The sequence below is a fragment of the Mesorhizobium sp. M2A.F.Ca.ET.067.02.1.1 genome (genome assembly GCF_004023285.1).
Lineage (GTDB): Bacteria > Pseudomonadota > Alphaproteobacteria > Rhizobiales > Rhizobiaceae > Mesorhizobium.
This window is the reverse complement of the sequence record NZ_RZSB01000012.1, coordinates 18261-35316: the sequence shown is the minus strand read 5'-3', so window position 1 is coordinate 35316 and position 17056 is coordinate 18261. Positions and strand designations below refer to the sequence as shown.

The 17056-nt window shown below is 61.9% G+C and carries 17 protein-coding genes and 3 pseudogenes; 6 read left to right on the top strand and 14 right to left on the bottom strand.

Features of this window, described 5'->3' with window-relative positions:
* Together EOA28_RS03015 and EOA28_RS03010 are read right to left on the bottom strand one after the other, a co-directional pair.
* On the bottom strand, window positions 1-907 hold a 907-nt coding region (locus tag EOA28_RS03015; RefSeq protein WP_128314558.1), incomplete at its 3' end, for a beta-ketoacyl synthase N-terminal-like domain-containing protein.
* A 310-nt stretch (window positions 908-1217) separates the two neighbouring features.
* Window positions 1218-1820, bottom strand: a complete 603-nt coding sequence (locus EOA28_RS03010) for a TetR/AcrR family transcriptional regulator (protein ID WP_128314557.1) — start codon at window positions 1818-1820, stop codon at window positions 1218-1220.
* A gap of 84 nt (window positions 1821-1904) precedes the next feature.
* On the opposite strand from EOA28_RS03010, the pseudogene EOA28_RS03005 reads away from it, so the two are divergent.
* Window positions 1905-2545 (top strand): annotated as a pseudogene (locus tag EOA28_RS03005) (efflux RND transporter periplasmic adaptor subunit); the annotation flags it as partial.
* A gap of 48 nt (window positions 2546-2593) precedes the next feature.
* Here the strand turns inward: EOA28_RS03005 and EOA28_RS39980 are convergent.
* The 4 genes and pseudogenes from EOA28_RS39980 to EOA28_RS02985 form a co-directional block, all read right to left on the bottom strand.
* Window positions 2594-3024, bottom strand: a pseudogene (locus tag EOA28_RS39980) (integrase); the annotation flags it as partial.
* Window positions 3025-3108: 84 nt separating this feature from the next.
* Window positions 3109-3930: an alpha/beta hydrolase gene (locus EOA28_RS02995; RefSeq protein ID WP_127251895.1), complete on the bottom strand. Its 822-nt coding sequence runs from the start codon at window positions 3928-3930 to the stop codon at window positions 3109-3111.
* 238 nt (window positions 3931-4168) lie between these two features.
* Window positions 4169-4531: a hypothetical protein gene (locus tag EOA28_RS39505; protein ID WP_245463134.1), complete on the bottom strand. Its 363-nt coding sequence runs from the start codon at window positions 4529-4531 to the stop codon at window positions 4169-4171.
* A gap of 169 nt (window positions 4532-4700) precedes the next feature.
* Window positions 4701-5573, bottom strand: a complete 873-nt coding sequence (locus EOA28_RS02985) for an alpha/beta hydrolase (protein ID WP_127251888.1) — start codon at window positions 5571-5573, stop codon at window positions 4701-4703.
* A gap of 402 nt (window positions 5574-5975) precedes the next feature.
* Between EOA28_RS02985 and EOA28_RS02980 the strand changes: the two genes are divergently transcribed.
* Window positions 5976-6932 (top strand): GlxA family transcriptional regulator, encoded by a 957-nt coding sequence (locus tag EOA28_RS02980; RefSeq protein ID WP_128314556.1) that lies wholly within the window; start codon window positions 5976-5978, stop codon window positions 6930-6932.
* 209 nt (window positions 6933-7141) lie between these two features.
* Entirely contained in the window at window positions 7142-7306 is a 165-nt protein-coding gene (locus EOA28_RS38635; RefSeq protein WP_189341906.1) for a hypothetical protein, read from the top strand.
* Between the two features lie 28 nt (window positions 7307-7334).
* On the opposite strand, the gene EOA28_RS02975 is transcribed toward EOA28_RS38635, so the two are convergent.
* Complete coding sequence (locus tag EOA28_RS02975) at window positions 7335-8033, bottom strand: hypothetical protein (protein ID WP_127251890.1); 699 nt, start codon at window positions 8031-8033, stop codon at window positions 7335-7337.
* Window positions 8034-8984: 951 nt separating this feature from the next.
* Here EOA28_RS02975 and EOA28_RS02970 point away from each other — a divergent pair.
* On the top strand, window positions 8985-9890 hold the full coding sequence (locus EOA28_RS02970) for a LysR family transcriptional regulator (protein WP_126080037.1): 906 nt from the start codon (window positions 8985-8987) through the stop codon (window positions 9888-9890).
* Here the strand turns inward: EOA28_RS02970 and EOA28_RS02965 are convergent.
* From EOA28_RS02965 to EOA28_RS02945, 6 genes are all read right to left on the bottom strand, one after another.
* Window positions 9874-10578 carry a peroxiredoxin-like family protein gene (locus tag EOA28_RS02965; RefSeq protein ID WP_126080038.1) on the bottom strand — a complete coding sequence of 235 codons (705 nt, stop codon included), beginning with the start codon at window positions 10576-10578 and terminating at the stop codon, window positions 9874-9876. The genes EOA28_RS02970 and EOA28_RS02965 overlap by 17 nt on opposite strands.
* Before the next feature lie 139 nt (window positions 10579-10717).
* Window positions 10718-10969, bottom strand: coding sequence for a hypothetical protein (locus EOA28_RS39500; protein WP_245463467.1), 252 nt, complete (start codon window positions 10967-10969; stop codon window positions 10718-10720).
* Complete coding sequence (locus EOA28_RS02960) at window positions 10881-12056, bottom strand: NAD(P)/FAD-dependent oxidoreductase (RefSeq protein WP_210212006.1); 1176 nt, start codon at window positions 12054-12056, stop codon at window positions 10881-10883. Before EOA28_RS02960 ends, EOA28_RS39500 begins: the two co-directional genes overlap by 89 nt.
* A 19-nt stretch (window positions 12057-12075) precedes the next feature.
* On the bottom strand, window positions 12076-13470 hold the full coding sequence (locus EOA28_RS02955) for an NAD(P)/FAD-dependent oxidoreductase (protein ID WP_245501463.1): 1395 nt from the start codon (window positions 13468-13470) through the stop codon (window positions 12076-12078).
* Between the two features lie 33 nt (window positions 13471-13503).
* Entirely contained in the window at window positions 13504-14655 is a 1152-nt protein-coding gene (locus EOA28_RS02950; protein WP_127251891.1) for a patatin-like phospholipase family protein, read from the bottom strand.
* A gap of 22 nt (window positions 14656-14677) precedes the next feature.
* Complete coding sequence (locus tag EOA28_RS02945) at window positions 14678-15460, bottom strand: 3-hydroxybutyrate dehydrogenase (protein ID WP_127251892.1); 783 nt, start codon at window positions 15458-15460, stop codon at window positions 14678-14680.
* A 254-nt stretch (window positions 15461-15714) separates the two neighbouring features.
* Here EOA28_RS02945 and EOA28_RS40840 point away from each other — a divergent pair.
* Together EOA28_RS40840 and EOA28_RS02940 are read left to right on the top strand one after the other, a co-directional pair.
* Window positions 15715-15816, top strand: a pseudogene (locus EOA28_RS40840) (LysR family transcriptional regulator); the annotation flags it as partial.
* 19 nt (window positions 15817-15835) lie between these two features.
* Complete coding sequence (locus EOA28_RS02940) at window positions 15836-16573, top strand: LysR family transcriptional regulator substrate-binding protein (protein ID WP_281060886.1); 738 nt, start codon at window positions 15836-15838, stop codon at window positions 16571-16573.
* A 57-nt stretch (window positions 16574-16630) separates the two neighbouring features.
* Here EOA28_RS02940 and EOA28_RS02935 read toward each other — a convergent pair whose 3' ends face one another.
* The gene (locus tag EOA28_RS02935; RefSeq protein ID WP_245463466.1) at window positions 16631-17056 is read right to left on the bottom strand and encodes a DUF302 domain-containing protein; all 426 of its coding nucleotides are present in this window, start codon (window positions 17054-17056) and stop codon (window positions 16631-16633) included.

Genomic DNA, 17056 nt, shown 5'->3' with positions numbered 1-17056 from the left:
GGGAAATGCCTGCTTGGGCAATCGCGATCTTCATGGCGCGCCGCGCGCCATCGCCATCCTCGGGGCCGGAAGTAACGTGATGGGCGTCTGCCGTCGTGCCATAGCCAACTACCTCAGCGAGCGGCTCCGCGCCGCGCGCCAGCGCATGGCTCAATTCCTCGATGACGAGGATGCCAGCGCCTTCGCCCATGACGAAGCCGTCCCGCGACATGTCGAATGGACGGGAGGCCTGGTCGGGGCGGTGGTTGAAGGATGTCGAGAGCGAGCGTGCGGCTGCAAAACCGCCGAGACTGACGGTGTTCATGCATGCTTCCGTGCCGCCGCACACGGCTATGTCGGCTTCATCGGCGCGGATGATACGGGCCGCATCGCCGATCGCCTGGATGCCGGCAGCGCACGCCGTCACCGGTGCCCCGATGTGGCCTTTGAAGCCGTGGCGGATCGAGATGTGGCCCGCAGCGAGATTCACCAGGAAAGACGGCACCGTGAACGGTGAAAGACGCCGGACGCCGCGTTGATCGACGGTGCGCACCGCCTCGGTGATGGCGGGGAACCCGCCGACGCCTGAAGCAATGATCGTCGCGGTGCGAGCCCGCTCGTTTTCCGAGGCCGGCTTCCACCTAGACTGGGCAAGCGCTTCTTCCGCCGCAGCCAGCGCGAAGAGAATGAAGCGATCGATTCTTCGCTGATCCTTTGGAGCCACGAAGGCATTCGCATCGAGGCCGGCTTCCGGGTCTTCCTCCCGGGAAGGAACCACGCCGCCAACCTTCGCGGGCAAATCTCCAACAATCTCGTCGGCCAGCCTGCGGATGCCCGAGCGGCCGGCCAGGAGGCGCGACCAAGACCTTTCGACATTGGCGGCAAGGGGGGTAACCGCGCCCATGCCCGTAACAACAATCCGCCGCATCTATTCTCCTTTCGATTCCAGCACTCTTCCGGTGCCAACCGGTGTGGCTCGGGGCTGGCCCGGATCCGGCAGCCAGCCGAGCTGGATGACCGTTTCGCCGCTCGGCGTGCAAACGACCGAAAAGCTCGCAATCGAAGATGTGAGCATCACTGCTGCCTCGCCCTTGCACGCAACTCCGAGACTTGCGCTTCCCTGACTCGCCTTTCGAGGAGATCCAGCTCGGTGGTGTCGATCGCCTCCTCAAACCGGCGCAATTCTTCCAGCCAGTGGCGCCAAGACGCCCGTCGTCCTTTGGTTGGAGAAGCCATTGTCATTGGGCCGATCCCCGTTGGCGACCATCGGCCAGCCCCGCCCGTATGCTCTCGGCGGCCGCTTGCAGGAATTGCTCCGACAGCCCCTCGTCATTGACGGCCCTCGAAAGGATGACCGCGCCGACCATGGTCGAGAGAATTGCCATGGCCTTGTCGCGGGAATCCCCTTGACGCGCATCGCCAACCCAACCGCCGAGCAGGTCGAGGTATTTCCTGATCCCCGTTTCGAATGACGCTTTGACGTCGCTGCCTTGCCTGGCGGCATCCGAACCGAGCGCCACAACCGGGCAGCCGTCCATCCTTTCTCCGCGATGCCCGCTACTAAGGTAGAACTCGATCACAGCACCAACTGGATCTTCGGGTTTCGACGCAGTTGCTTCCGCCCATCGGTGGGCAGAGCTCTCCATCGCCCGCCTGGACGCCTGCGCCCCCAGGTCCTCCTTTGATGCGAACTGTTTGTAAAAAGCACCTTGGGTTAGCCCGGCGCCCTTCATCAGATCCTTCAGGCCGATGCCGTCGAAGCCATGCTCCCGAAAAAGCCGGCTGGCCACATCGATCACGGTTTGCCGGTTCTGCTCAGCCTGATTGCGACTCACGCGCATCATCACCTCCTTTTTTAGATTGCATTCGTAATCTATAACCTATAGAGTTCGAACGCAATCTAATTCGACATGAGGCTGACGGGCATGAAAAAGAGATCGGTTATTATGCTGGGCGGGGTCCTGCTGGCCGGATCAGGGGCCATCGCGGTATCAGGGGCGACGGCATTCGCCACATTCGCCAATCCCACGCGGGAGGCATCCGCGGCGAACGATCCAAGACAGGAGCCGCCCGTCGTCAAGCTGGCGACGGCAGCGCGGGTAAGCGGTTCCGAACGCAGCTTCACCGGCATCATAGGGGCGAGGGTGGAGAGCAATCTCGGCTTTCGCGTCCCGGCAAGATCGTCGAGCGGCTGGTGAATGTCGGCCAGCAGGTCAAAGCCGGCCAGCCGCTGATGCGGATCGAAGACACCGATCTTCGCCTGGCGCTCACGGCAAAGCACAATGCCGTTGTTGCCGCGCGCGCGATCGTGGCTCAGACGCAACCGGATGAACGGCGATATGCCAATCTGCTGAAAGACGGATGGGTCCCCCGGCAGCGCTACGAGCAGGCAAAGGCCGCGCTGGACACAGCCACGGCCCAGCTCGCCGCCGCCGAGGCGGAAGCGAAGGTCGCGGAGAATGAGGCGATATACGCCGTCCTGCTGGCGGACGCCGATGGAACGGTGGTCGACACGCTCGGCGAGCCGGGCCAGGTCGTCTCCGCCGGCCAGACGGTGGTCCGGATCGCATTGACCTGGTCCTTCGGCTTACTCACCCATGCACAGGGTTCTGCTCGATTCGACCGCGTAGGTGAGAATGCCGCCGAAGAGACCGATCGTCCGAGATGCTGTTCCGGCTCCGCCACGCACGATTGCTCGCCCACGCAGCTTTTCCGTCTTCACGTTGGCGCGTGTCTTGCCGGCCATGATGTCCTTCATGGCTTGGGTGATGTCGGCCTTGGCCAAATCCCTGACCCGTCGACGCCCGAGCAGAGGAAAGATGTGGCGCTCTATGCGTCCGACATCGGTGGAGATCGTCGGGCCTTAGGCCGCCCGCGCTTGCCGAGCACAAGGCCATTCCTCAGATCTTCGAGATAGCGAGTGCAGAGTTCCTTGACGGTGATCGCTTGAGCGAGAAGCAGTTCCGTCACGATTCGGCCTACTGAGCCGATTCGTCCGGCCGCGCCAGTCACGAGAATCGGAAGTTCATGCTGTGTCTCGTTCATCTTCCGCCTCGCTCAGAATGAACATGCATCGCCGCACCACCATGGCTTCACGCGGCACCTCGATCGGCAAAATGACTTCGCCCGTCATCCTTTGAGGAAAGCCAACAGGTCTGCGTTCACTTGGTCGGCGTAGGTGACGCACATGCCATGCGGGGCGCCGGCATATTCCTTGAGGGTCGCCTTCGGCAGGATCTTCACCGAACGCCTGGAGGCAATATCGATCGGAACGATCTGATCGTCATCGCCCTGCAGGAGCAGGGTTGGGATCGTCATCTTCTTGAGGTCATCCGTGAAGTCGGTCTCGGAGAAGGCCTTGATGCAGTCATACTCGCCTTGGAGGCTTCCCATCATGCCCTGAAGCCAGAAGGAGTCGATCTGCCCCTGCGAAACCTTCGCGCTAGGACGGTTATAGCCGAAGAACGGCATCGCCAGTTCCTTGAAGAACCCCGCTCGATCTGCAACCAGGCTCGAGCGCAGGCCATCGAACACGCTCATCGGCGCGCTGTTGGGGTTCATGGGCGTCTGCGCCATGTGCGGAGGCACCGCGGAAATCAAGACCGCTTTCGACACACGCGACGTGCCGTGACGGCCAATATAGCGCGCGACCTCTCCGCCGCCCGTCGAGTGGCCGATCATGGTTGCACCCTTGATGTCGAGCGTCGCCAGAAGCGTGGCGAGATCGTCGGCATAGGTATCCATGTCGTTGCCGGTCCAGGTCTGATCCGATCGACCATGGCTGCGGCGATCGTGGGCGATGACGCGGTAGCCATTGTTCCCCAGGAACAGCATCTGGGCGTCCCAGGCGTCCGCGGTGAGCGGCCATCCATGGGAGAAGGTGACGACCGGGCCGGCGCCCCAGTCCTTGAAGTAGATCTTCGCGCCGTCTTTCATTGTCGCGGTCGTCATCGGGCTGGCACCTTTCTCGGGGCTGGAAGAATGGGCTGTGGGGATTTTGTTGGTGGCCGCAGACGCTGATCGGTGAAATGCGACCGTCGCAGCCACGCCGGTAGCGGCGACAAGCAATGCGCGGCGCGGGACTTGGAGGCCTGCCGTTGTCTTGCGGTTGGTCATGGCCGTTCTCCTTGCAAATGGATCGTAAGGGCGCCGGCTCGGGCCTTGCGACCCGAGGCCGGACCGGCCGGTTCTATCTGGCCGGTTCGCGCAGCAGCAAGCCGAGGGGCCAAAGCGGTCCCACAGGGATGAGTTCGAACGTCATCATGCCGGCGCGGCCCAGAGGCAGCACCTCGAGCAATGCGTGCGCCTCGGCGGGATCGGTCACGTTCATCAGGAACACGGCGCCCGATCCATCGGTCTTGGCGAACCATTGGTCGATCTTGCCAGCCAATTGCAGGCGCATGGTGTCGCGCGCCTCGAACGGCATGACAGGAGGCCGTGTTTCCGGCGTGGCCTTGGCTGTCCAACTACCGATCGCCAACACCTTCGTCGTCAGGGCCGCCGCGGCCTTCATTTCGGCGTCAACGGTCGTGGATTTCTTGTCGTCTGACATGGTCGTCAAAACCTTCATTAGTAGGGGGTTACTTCCATGACGGGCGGGCTAGCGGTGTGCGGGGCTGCTTGACCTGCAGGCTGAGCCAAACCCAACCTCGGAACTGATCACCATAAGGGCTCCAGCCAGCACGCTGAGGCAGATTTGATCCAAGCGGGTCCACGGCCGCTCATGACAGCATCGCCTTCGCTACCGGCGCGGGCTCATCGGCCTGCAGCCAATGGCCCGCCGGTATGACGGTGAGGGACGCATTTTTGAGCTGGGATTGACGCCGCTCGGCCATGGCGACGGGGAAGTAGGGGTCGTATTGTCCCCAGATCAGCTTGACCGGAATATCGAGCGTCTTGAGCGCCGTCAGATGCTTGGCGTTTCGGGCGTGTTCATCGAAGAATTCCGCCGCTAACTGCACGAAGGCAGGACCGGCGCCGGGTTGGGCGATGAAGTTGTCGCTGATCAGCGGACCGATGAACGCGCTGAAATGGGGTCTTTGCGCCTCAGGCAAGGAGTCCAGGAATTTCTTCTGCTGCCATTTCAGCAGCCAGCCTAACTGTTCGGGGCTCTGGGCGATCGCTATTGCAAGGGCCTGCATGCTGCGAGTCGCAAAGAGCGTGATCATCTCGGGCCAAAGAACCGTGGAGTCCTCGCTATAGGCCGAGTTGAGCATGATCGCGGAGTCGACGCTTCCCGGATGGGCGAGCGCGTAGTTGAGCGTCGCCATCCCGGAGGAGTCGTGAGCGACCGGAACGATCTTTCTCAGGTCCAGACCCTCGACGACCGCTTCAAGATCGCCCAGTTGCTGCTTAAAGCTATAGGCGACGCCGGCGGGCTTGTCTGAGGCACCAAAGCCCAGGAAATCGAACGTCACGACACGCCGGCCGCTGGTGACCAAATGCGGAACCAGATCGTCCCAGATGTGCAGATTGTCGGGGAAGCCGTGCATGAGCACGAACGCCGGGCCGGCACCCGCATAATCTCGAGCGTAGAGGCTTCCTTCGCCCCGCGGAATACGGTGCTCGGAGAACTCGCCTGGATCAGAAGACATGCATCATCCTAACTTCCTCGTGGAGGCGCTGAGGTCGGCGCGTGATTGGCGACCATGCCACAAGAAGATTCGCCTCTTGCGGACTTACCGGAGAGTCGTATCTGCGAGTACCGGACTGTGCAGCCGCGGAACTGCGTTGATGACGGCCAAGAATATTCTTCTCTGCCTCGGCCCGAGAAATGAGCGATAACTGAGTCAGGCGGGACGTGAGCTGTTTGTTCCTTGTACCTTAGCGGTTCAAGCGTTTCCGGCGTAGGTCGTTCTTGCCACCATTCGTGACATGGGTCGGTCCGGGCCACGCGCAGCCTGTCGAGTGCGGACGTCGAGTGGCTGTTTCGGATCAGCGCTCGTGGATGTCACTAAATTCGGGTAGTGTACGAATTCCGGACGCGAGGAGTGGATATGCATCGAGTTGGGTTCATCGTGCCGCAACGGTTTCAGTTGATGAGCCTTGCGGCGCTGACGGCGTTCGAGATCGTGAACCTGCCCCCGGCCGACCAGCGCTACGACATCCATTTATTGTCGGAACATGGCGGTCCGGTTCGGTCTTCCTCCGGAATGATGCTGGAAACCGAGGCGTTCGGAGATCCCGCCTTCGACACCGTCATCGTGGGTTCGATCACCGAGATGGACATGCCTCGCTCCAATGCGACCATGATCGCGTTCGTGCAGGAAGCCGCCAAGGCGTCGAGGCGGATCGCCTCGATCTGCAGCGGAGCGTTCGTGCTGGCTGAGGCGGGCCTTCTGAAGGGTCGACGTGCGACGATGCACTGGGCCCATGCAGCCAGCTTCAGGGCTCGGTTTCCGGATGTCCGGGCGGAGGAGGACCGGATCTTCATCAATGACGGTCCGGTATGGACGTCGGCTGGAATGACGGCCGGGATCGACCTGGTCCTGGCATTGATCGACAATGATCTCGGTCCCGAAGCTGCGAAAATGGTCGCCAGGCTACTGGTCATGAACCAGCGTCGGATGGGTGGACAAAAACAGCATTCCGCCCTCCTCGATATGACGCCGAAGTCCGATCGCATCGAATTGGTCCTGGCGCACATCCGTCAGAATCTGCGGAATCCGCTCACGATCGAGGAGCTTGCGGCGGTCGCCAGTCTCAGCCCCCGCCAGTTCAGTCGTGCCTTTCTGGCTGAGACCGGCCAGTCACCGGCAAAAGCCGTGGAGCGGCTTAGGCTGGAGGCAGCCAGGTTCATGGTTGAAGAGGGGCGGCACACGGTTAACGTCGTGGCGCAGGAGACGGGATTTGCGGACCGCGAACGCATGCGTCGCGCGTTCCTCCGGACCTTCGGCGTGCCCGCAGAGGCGTTGCGCAGGAACGCGCGACGGGAGGCGGTCGCGGCTGCCTGACTTTGGGCTGTTCAGAATGTGGGCTTTTGAGTCAGGCTCTCAGGGCGCGCCGGTCGTGTCCCTTGGAGTGGTGTAGCTCGGCGGTAGCGAAGTCGCTCGCTCGCGCGCCCTCAACAGCGCTGTAGTGAGCGAGCGGCTTCGCGGGCGCTCATCGATGTTCCCCAGTAAGGTCGGGCTGCTGAAGCCAACCTGATTCGAAGGAACGATCGATGACCGACGACATGATGAGCTTCCCCCCGCTCGTAGAGAAGAGGTCCGATGCCGATCTGCTGTGCGAGATGATCGGCTTGCGCATGATGCCGGAGCCAATAACTCCGCCGGTTACAACCGCGAAGCCGAAGCCCAGGCCAACGAGCGGAGCAGATGGCCTTTGATGCCTAGGCGCTTCTGGCCCATCGCTCGCTACCGGGCTGGGGAATGCTTCGACGCTGGCGAGCCACAACCCCGAACCTTGCACAGATGCAAGTTCAGAAGCTTGCCGCAGCAGGTCTTTGCCCGCATCGCGCTCACTGACAGCGGCATACAGCTCTGCCCTGATGGGGTGAAGTTCCGGCAGGCACCAGCCTTCACCAGTTTTGGCGCACTGCGCGAGAGCAGATCAAGCTCGGCAGCGGCTCCGACATTGTCGCCAACGGCCACGAGTCCTGCCGCGACAACTCCGCGGAACGCCATGTCGTAAAGGACGAAGCCTGCGGCTCGAAGCTTGGTCAGTGCCGAATACATCACGGCCAAGCCATGCTTTGGATCGCCGCACCGGATGAGCAATTCAGCATCGAAGGCGTCGGCATAGGTGCGCCAGACGTCCATGGATTGCGCCCGCGTTTCGGTACGCAGCAAGGAGATATAGCGCTCCGCGAGTGGGATATCGTTGGCCATAACGGCTATCGGGCAAGCCGATTCAGCCAGAATGTTCGCATAGGTCGGGCCGTGGTTGAGCGCCTTGGCTTGGTCGATAAGCTTCTCGACAAGGGCGAGGGAAGCTGCGGATTCTCCCTGCAGCCAGAGGACGCGAGAAAGTGCTACCTCGGCCAAGAGCCGCTGGTCATACTGAAAGCGGATGATGTGTCGCCTTTGCGAGTGTTCGCCATAACTGGCCAGCACCTTTTCCAGTAGGGTCCGCGCATGCGATTGCTGGCCTAGCAGGTGAAAGGTAGCGCCCTGCAGCGGTCGGCAACGGCGTCGTCGCTGCTCTCTCGTGAAGACTCGGTCCGTTTCCGAAAGCGGTCGGCCACGGCCATCGCCTCACAAAGCTCGGCACCGTTAGTACGATCAACCCAAAGGCCCAAACGACCGAAGCTGATAGTCTATGTCGCCTAGACCTTTCCGCTAGCAACGGCGCGCTTCGAACGGCAGCTTTGCGCCGCAATCTCGGTCATCCAATAAATTCGCGGGTTTCCCAAAAGCTGACATCGCCTCGATGAGATTTCTTCCCTAGTCGGCGGCGAGTCTCCTTCCAAGCATTCCTGCCGCTCGGAAAGATGGCCCTCCGGCACTGGCAAGCCAGCGCTGCGGGAGCATGCTGCGGCGAGAGAAGTACTTCGGGACCGACGGCCATGGCGTTGCCCGGCACGCGACCGGGGCGTCCCGCAATGATAAGGCAGGCCAATCAGCGTGACCGGCTTGGCGTTGAATTCTCGCCTCGTGACAAAAATCTCTATGCGTTAGCTGCTGACACCAAGGTATTGGTCCCTTGGGGGCGCACCATCCGCAAAATTGTTGAGGCGGTTGTCGCCTGTTGAAAGGCGATCAGGCTCGCTTGATCTTTGGTGAATATCCGCCGGCGCTCGCAGTTGCCAGGCAGGAAGCGGTCCCAAACTCTCGCGATAGAAGGGACAACTTATAGGGATGGCACCTCAGTGACCCAGTCGTCGGCTGAAGAACTGCCTTAGCCGTCGGTCTGGAATGGGGCCGCAAGCGGACCGACGGTTTTCGGGGCCGGCTTGGTGAAAGCGGACATCTGGCTGGCTGTACTTTGCCGAAAGCGCTGTATTGCGCTAGCCTACGAACATGCGTCGTCGCTGATAGACCATTTTCGCTGAGGGGGCGAACTTCATGGAAATGCAGCAAGTCCGCTATTTTCTGGCCTTGTCGAATACGTTGAACTTCACCAGAGCCGCGGAGGAATGCAACGTCACGCAGCCGGCGCTGACGCGTGCGATCAAGACGCTTGAAGAGGAACTAGGTGGAGAACTCCTTCGGCGCGAGCGTCAGCACTCGCACCTTACCGAACTGGGACGGCGCATGCTGCCGTTGCTGCAGCAGTGCTATGACGCGGCCACATCCGCCAAATCACTGGCCAAAGCCGTTCAAAGCAGCGATGTGGCCCCTCTCAACGTGACCATCTCCAACAGTATCAACATCGCACTGCTGGTTTCGCCGTTCACGGAACTCTTCCGGGCCTATCCCGGCGCGCATCTCAAAATCCAACGCGGGTCGCCAGCAGCTGTCATTGAGGCCCTCAAAAATGGCGAAGTCGAGCTGGCCGTCGCGGGCCCGCTGGGCCAGGCCTGGGATCGTCTCGACACATGGCCACTTTTCCAGGAAGGAATCGAGCTCGCCGTGAATTCCGATCATCCGCTGGCCCGCCGCAATGAGGCCGATGTCGCGTTGGCTCAGCTTGCTGCGGAGCCCGTGCTTAGCCGGATCGATTGGGAGACCTCCGAGGAACTATCGCGTTGCCTGTCCGCAAAAGGCTATTCGCCTCGAACCGCGCATGAGGTCGAGACCGACCAGGACCTGCTGGCCCTGCTGGAGGCGAATGCCGGGGTTGGCTTTGTCTCGCTTACGGCACCGCGATCCTCGAACACCCGACGGCTCAAGCTTCGTGATCTTGACGTCTCGCGAACCGTTTCCGTCTATGCGGTTGCAGGCAGGCAGCGCTCGCCTGTCGCGACAACGCTGCTCAACCTGCTGAGGTCTGCAGACTGGTCGTCCTTCGGCGTCAGCGAGCCCGCCTGAGCGCCGCGATCATCTCGTCAATATCCATGCGGCGGCGGTAGTCCGGATCGACGAAGCGATCCGTGATGATCCCGTCGGTTCCAACGATGAAGGTGGCCGGGATCGGCAGAAACCAACTGCTGTTGCCCTGGTAGTTGGGGAGATCGAACCCGAGCCCCATCAGCCGCTCCATCTCGGCGCCGACCCAGATCGCAAGGTTGAGAGACAATGCATAGCCGTTGTCCATGTCGATCAGAAACGGAAACTGCGCGCCAACGGCGGCCTTCATGGCTTTGGCAAATTTGCGCCGTTCCGGCATGATCACGACGACCTGTCCGCCCAGTTCAACGATCTCGCGCTGCACCTCGACGATGCCGATGGCGTTCAAGCGGCAATAGGGGCACCAATGACCGCGCTGAAAGGTGATGACGGCTGGCCCCTTTTTCAGGATCTCGGCCAGGCTGACGAGCTTGCCCTCGTCGTCAGGCAGCAGAAAATCCGGCATGACCTCGCCCTGAGCCGGCGCCATGGTTCCGGCTCCCTGTTTCTCAAGGCGATCTACCAGTCGCTCTACAGCGTCGGCGAATTCGGAGTTCATACGCCGGACCGCGGCGGCAATCACCGCCAGCCGTTCGTTGAGAGGCGCATCAAGTTCGATGGCTGCCTGGACGGACTGCTCGAATGTCATTGCCTGATCGTCAGCGGCCATATCTGCACTTTCATATGTCGCACACAGCCTACCACCGGAACCCCTCGGCATTCGCCATGTTTTTCCTGCATGGTTTTGATGCCCTACGTGCATCGACGCATGACAGGTTCACCTTCTATTCGCCGGCCGGATCCACGCGTTACATCATGTTCCTGATATCCGCCGAAAAAGTCGGGAAACCGTAGACCATCTCGGACAGACCTCGCGCCGTGATGCCGTGTTTCATGGCGAGCGCGAAGATGTGGACCAGTTCCTCGCCGGCATGGCCCACCAAATGTGCTCCAACGATGCGATCCGTCGACTCATCGACAATTATCTTCGACCATGCGACCGCCTCGGCATAGGTCCTGGCTGAGAACCAGCCTTGCATGTCGTTGACGTGGACCCTGATGCGCAGACCCTGTTCCCTCGCCTTGGCTTCGGTCATTCCGACGCTTGCCACGGCCGGAATGCTTTAGAGCGAGGCTACCATAGTCGGGCCGATGCCTAGGCCCGTCGACGATGTTGCGCCCGACGATGCCGCCCTCATAGGTCGCCACCGGCGAAAGCTGCGGGGAGTTCCACATTGCATCGCCGCAGACATAAACATCGGGATTGGAACGCGAGCGCAGGTGCTCGTCTATCTCGATGCGGCCTTCGCGATGCACGATGACACCCGCCCCAAGATCGAGGCCCTCGACATTGGCCACGCGTCCCGCGCAATTAACGGCCCGATCAGCGTCAACACTGCACTCCACGCCATCTTTCGCGAAGCTCACCCGCAGTCGCCCGTCGGCCGCTTCGATCTTCTTGATCCAAGCCTTGGTATGGATGCCGATGGCCAGCCGCTCGCTCTCGGCACGGATTTGGGCAACGGCATCCTCGTCGAAGCCCCCGAGGAGTTGTGGCAGTGCCTCGAGGACGGTGACCTGAACGCCGGCGCGCGCATAGACGTGGCCCAGTTCGAAGGCGACAACGCCGCCGCCAATAAAAACCACGGCGCGCGGCAGCACAGGATCGTTCAGCACATCGTCGGATGTGGTTAGAAATTCCGACCCCGGAATCGACAGCGGGCGCGGCTTCGAGCCGGTGGCGATGACGATGTTTCTGGCCTCGAGCTCTCGGGCGCCGACGCGGACGGCATTGCTGGCGACGAACGCCGCCTCGCCCCAGATTACATCGACGCCCCGCTTGGCCATCAATCCGGACAGCCGGGATGGAATGTCCCTGATGATATCCTTTTCTCGCTCGATCAAGGCTCGCCAATCGAGCCTCGGCGGTTCGATCTTGATTGCACGGGTGTCGGCCCTTGCGATCTCGTCGAGCGCGTGGGCCGCCGCGACCAGCACCTTCTTCGGCGTGCAGCCGCGATTGGGACAGGTGCCACCGAGATCGCGAGCCTCGATCATGGCGACGGAGAGTCCGGCGGTGCGCGTCGCGACCGTGACGCCCATTCCTGCATTGCCGCCGCCCAGGATCACGACGTCATACTTTTCCATCGCAGCGTCTCCGCCGACCTCAGTGAAGCTTGATCCGCGGTCTGGCGCGCCCGACGATCATCTCGCCGATCGAAGCGAGCGTTGTCTTGGCGAGCCCGTGCACCGCCCTGAGATGCATCTTGTGCAGCGAGCGATAGACGAGCCTCGCCACAAGACCCTCGATCTTCAGTCCGCCGATGAGGCTACCAAAAGCACCGTAGTCAGCAAGTGAAACGAGCGAGCCGTAGTCGCGGTAGCGATACGCTGGCGGGATTTGCCCTGCGAGACGTGCTACAATCACCTTGGCCATGTGGTCTGCCTGCTGATGGGCCGTCTGGGCGCGGGGCGGCAAGGCGTTGTCTTCACCCGGCAGCACGCAGTTCGCGCAGTCGCCGATCGCGAACACGTTGTCATCTCCGACCGCGCGCAAGGTTTTATCGACCATCAGGCGGTTGATGCGGTCGGTTTCGAGGCCATCGAGGCCCTTCAGGAATTCCGGCGCCTTGATACCGGCCGCCCAGACGACCAATTCAGCAGGCAGAAAGAGCTTTTCGCCAAGCCGGATGCCGTCTTCGGTCACTTCGGTGACCCTTATTCCGCATCGTATCTGGACGCCCAGCTTGATTAGCAAGCGTGCCGTTGCGCGCGCCATCTCCTCAGGCAGTGCAGGCAGAATCCGGGGCCCTGCTTCGACGATGGTGATGCGGATCAGCCTTTCGAAATCGATATTGTCGAGATTGTGCGACGCAATTTCGCGCATCGACTTGTGCAGTTCCGCAGCCAGTTCGACACCGGTTGCGCCGGCACCGACGATGACGCAATGAAGCTGACCCGGCGAAAGCGGCTCGTATTGCGCGTTGGCGCGCAGGCATGCGTCGATCATCCGCTTGTTGAACCGGGCCGCCTGCTCCGCGGTGTCGAGCGAAATGGCGTGGCGCGCGGCGCCCGGCGTGCCGAAATCGTTGCTGACGCTGCCGACTGCCATGACGAGTGTGTCGTAACCCAAGACACGTGGCGGTATGACCTGGCGACCGTCTTCGTCGAAGCTGGGCGCAACGAAGGCCTGGCGCTTGGCGCGATCGATGCCAACGACCTCGCCAATGCGATATCGGTAGCCGTGTCGGCTGGCATGGGCAATGTATTCAACCGCGTCGTGCGAGGCGCTCAAGGCGCCGGATGCCACCTCATGCAGAAGCGGCTTCCAGATATGGGTGCGGTTTCGGTCGACAAGCGTGACGGAAAGCCGCCGGTTGCCGAATTTGCGGCCGAGGCGTGTCGCCAGTTCCAGGCCGCCGGCGCCGCCGCCCACAATGACCACGCGATGCAGCGACTTGTCCGCGTGCGAGGGAGTCTCCGGGATCGTGCGGAACAGCGCAGCATCGTTGGCGAGCACGGCTTCCGGGATCAACCGCATGCCGGGAGTGATGATCTGCATCGGTGGTCTCCGTATCTTTCTCGTCGCGGCGCATCACTCTTGGGATTCGTGGATCACGATGCCCTGAAGCATGTCGACCTCGCATTCCCAGGGCTTGTCGGTGAGGACGCGCTGCCCATGCTCGTATCCTGCCTGCCAGCGCGTACGGATTCCCGAGCGGGTGAAGTCGATGTCCTTGGTGTGGTCCTCGCCGTCCAGTCGCGGCGAAAGCAGGCGGACGAGGTGCATGACCGATGGGCAGCCATAGGAGGCGAGTTCCTTGAACATCGGATCCTCGCGACGCTCCTCGGGCACGAGCCTGCCCATTTCGCGCACGACATGCCGCAACCGATGCAGTTGCTCCTGCCGAGCGACATGGCTCCGGCCGCGGCTGGCGTATTGAAGATCCTTTTGCCGGCCCATGACCTGCCAGATTGACTTCGGCTCAGTGGCACGGGGCTGCCACATGTTGACCGCAAAGATCAGCGCGTCTCGCCTGGGTCGCGCATCGAGCACCACCTCGATCGGCGTGTTCGAATAGATGCCGCCGTCCCAATACGGCTCGCCGTCGATGCAGACCGCCGGAAACGCCGGCGGCAAGGCGCCCGACGCCATGATGTGCGCCGCCGACAGGATCATCTCGCGCGTATCGAAGTATTTGAGCTCGCTGGTGTTGACGTTGACCGCGCCGACTGTCAGCCGGGTGTGACGCCCGTTGAGGTAGTCGAAGTCGACCAGATTGCTCAGCGTCCTCTTGAGCGGATCGGTGGTGTAGTAAGACGCGTTCTCGACACCGACTTCGCGGTTGACCCCAAACATGGCGCTCGGGTTCGGCTCGAAGAACCCAGGGATGCCGCGCATCACCGTGCCCATGTTGGCAAAAATGTTGCTCGGAACCATCATCCGGAAAAACTCGTCGAATGGACTGCTCCTGCTGACGCCGTCCCAGAATTCCTGAAGCCTGGGCAGACGATCGCCGGGCTTGTTTCCAGCAATCAGCGCGGCGTTGATGGCGCCGATGGACGTGCCTATGACCCAATCCGGTTCGATGCCGCCCTCGACCAGCGCCTGATAGACTCCGGCCTGATAGGCGCCGAGCGCGCCGCCGCCCTGAAGGACAAGGACGGTCTGACGTTTGACGTCGCCCTGGTGCCCAGTCGCCGGTTCTGCTTTCGGGGCGGATAGGTTTTGCGTGATCTTGTTCATGGCCTTCGCTCCTCGTGCAGGTCTAGTGAGCGGTCCAACCGCCTTCGATCGGCATCACGGCGCCGGTGATCGAGGCCGCCTCGTCCGACGCCAGGAACAGACAGAGCGCGGCAACCTGCTCGACGGTGACGAACTGCTTGGTGGGCTGCGCGGCCAACAGAACATCCTTGATCACCTGCTGCTCGGTGATCCCGCGGGCCTTGGCCGTGTCCGGTATCTGCTTCTCGACGAGCGGCGTGAGCACGTAGCCGGGGCAAACAGCGTTGACCGTGATACCTTGTTCGGCAACTTCCAGCGCAACGGTCTTGGTCAGGCCGGCGACACCGTGTTTGGCCGCGACATAGGCCGACTTATAGGGAGATGCGACGAGCGCGTGCGCCGAGGCCACATTGATGATGCGACCCCATTTGCGCGCCTTCATCGCCTGCAGGGCGCGCCGGATCGTATAGAAGGAAGACATGAGGTCGATCGCCACGACCGCTTCCCATTTCTCGATCGGGAAGTCATCGATCGGCGCGACATGCTGAATGCCGGCATTGTTGACCAGTATGTCGACGGCGCCGAACTCGGCGATGGCCTTGTCCATCATCGAGGTGATCGCGTCGCCCTTGCTCATGTCGGCATTGTCGTATCGAACGGCAACCCGATGATCGGCGGCAAGCCTGGCCCGCAGGCGTTCGATCTCGGCGGCGTCGCCAAAGCCGTTCAGAACGATGTTGCAGCCCTTGGCAGCGAAGGCTTCGGCAATGCCCTGCCCGATGCCGCTGGTTGAACCGGTGATGAGTGCTGTCTTGCCTTTGAGCATCGTCTTGTCCTTCTGATTGCGCCGCTACGAGCGATGGCGCGCGGCCGGCTCTGGATCTGACGACAAGTATGGTGAACCGCCGCAAGCTGCGGAAATGCCGTTGAGACATGGATTCGATAGCTGACGGTCAGATCGTTGGCTTCATGCCCTGGGTGTCGATCGGCCCGGTCGGGTTGTTTGACGCAAGGGCTGCTAGTAAGATTGCGTGACAACGCGGGCGGTGCCGTATGCGCGTCCAGTGAGGGGAGCGTGCAGTGGAGATCAGCCAGTTCCGATACTTCTTGGCCGTCGCCAAGGAGCTGAATTTCACCAGGGCGGCCGAGCAGTGCAACGTCACGCAGCCGGCGTTGTCGCGCGCGATCAAGCTTCTGGAAGATGGCGGGCCGCTTTTCCACCGTGAGCGCCGTTCACTCACCTCACCGAGCTCGGCCGCATGGGCGAGACCTATCTCGATATGTGACCCTAAAGAAAATGCCGCTCAAGGTCGGCATCATGAGCACGATCGCTCCGGACGAGATCATCGAGCTCCCCGCAACCGTGCGCGCGCACCACCCGGGCGTCGAGTTGCATCTTTGCGATGCGGATGCGGTGAGCCTCAGGAGAAGGCTGCTCGAGGGCGAACTCGAGGCTGCCATCTATGCGTTACCTTCAGACGTTGCCGACGAAGAAGTGCACTCCCTGCCGTTGTTCCAGGAGCAGATGGTGATGGCGGTCCACCTGACCCATCGCCTTGCCATTCGGCGCGCGGTGCAGGTGAAGCATATGTCAAACGAAAGCTACATCCACCGCAACAATTGCGAGTTCGCGGGTTACGCGGATGCCATCCTTGTCGAGCAGGGCGTCACGGTCAGTCCGGTCTACTGGAGCGATCGTGACGACTGGACATTGGCGATGATTGCCGCCGGGCTCGGTTTCGGCTTCATGCCCGAGCATACCGTCAAGCATCCTGGCGTGGTGCCCCTGCCGATCACCGAGCCGGAGTTCTGGCGCGAGGTCAATCTCGTCACCGTGCGCGGCCGCAGGCATTCGCCCGCGGTCGGCGCATTAGTGCGCGAAGCCACGCAGAAGAAATGGTTCGGCGAACAGATGAAGGCGCTGTCCGCCGCCGAATGACCTGGCTGTGCGGGCTGACGCTTCGACGAGCCGAAGCATCTGAGCGCCTCGCGCCGATCAATTCTTCCTGACCGACGACGTGACGGACTGGATCACCTCGGTCGCCATCTTGAACTGTGCCTGCCGGTCAGTGATGCCGTGCCGCTTGGCGATCCAGTCGAAATCACTATAGGCGGCGTAGACCGTGCCATCTCCGGTTTGGTAGACCAGCACGCGCACCGGCCAATCCAGGCCGGCCTCGGGATTTGAGGTGATGAACGTCGTGCCGAGCGCCGGATTGCCGAACATGACGAGCCGCGACGGCCGGACGTCGTTGCCGGCCTTGTTGCCGAGCTTTGCCTGGTCGATCACGCCAAAGAACATGAGGCCCTTCTTAAGGACGTCCTTCTTGATGCGGGCGACGGTCTCGGCGACCGAGTAGTCGCTCTTCACCGCGACGACGCCGTCCGAGGCGGCAGCCGGAAGGATGACCGTCATCAGCAT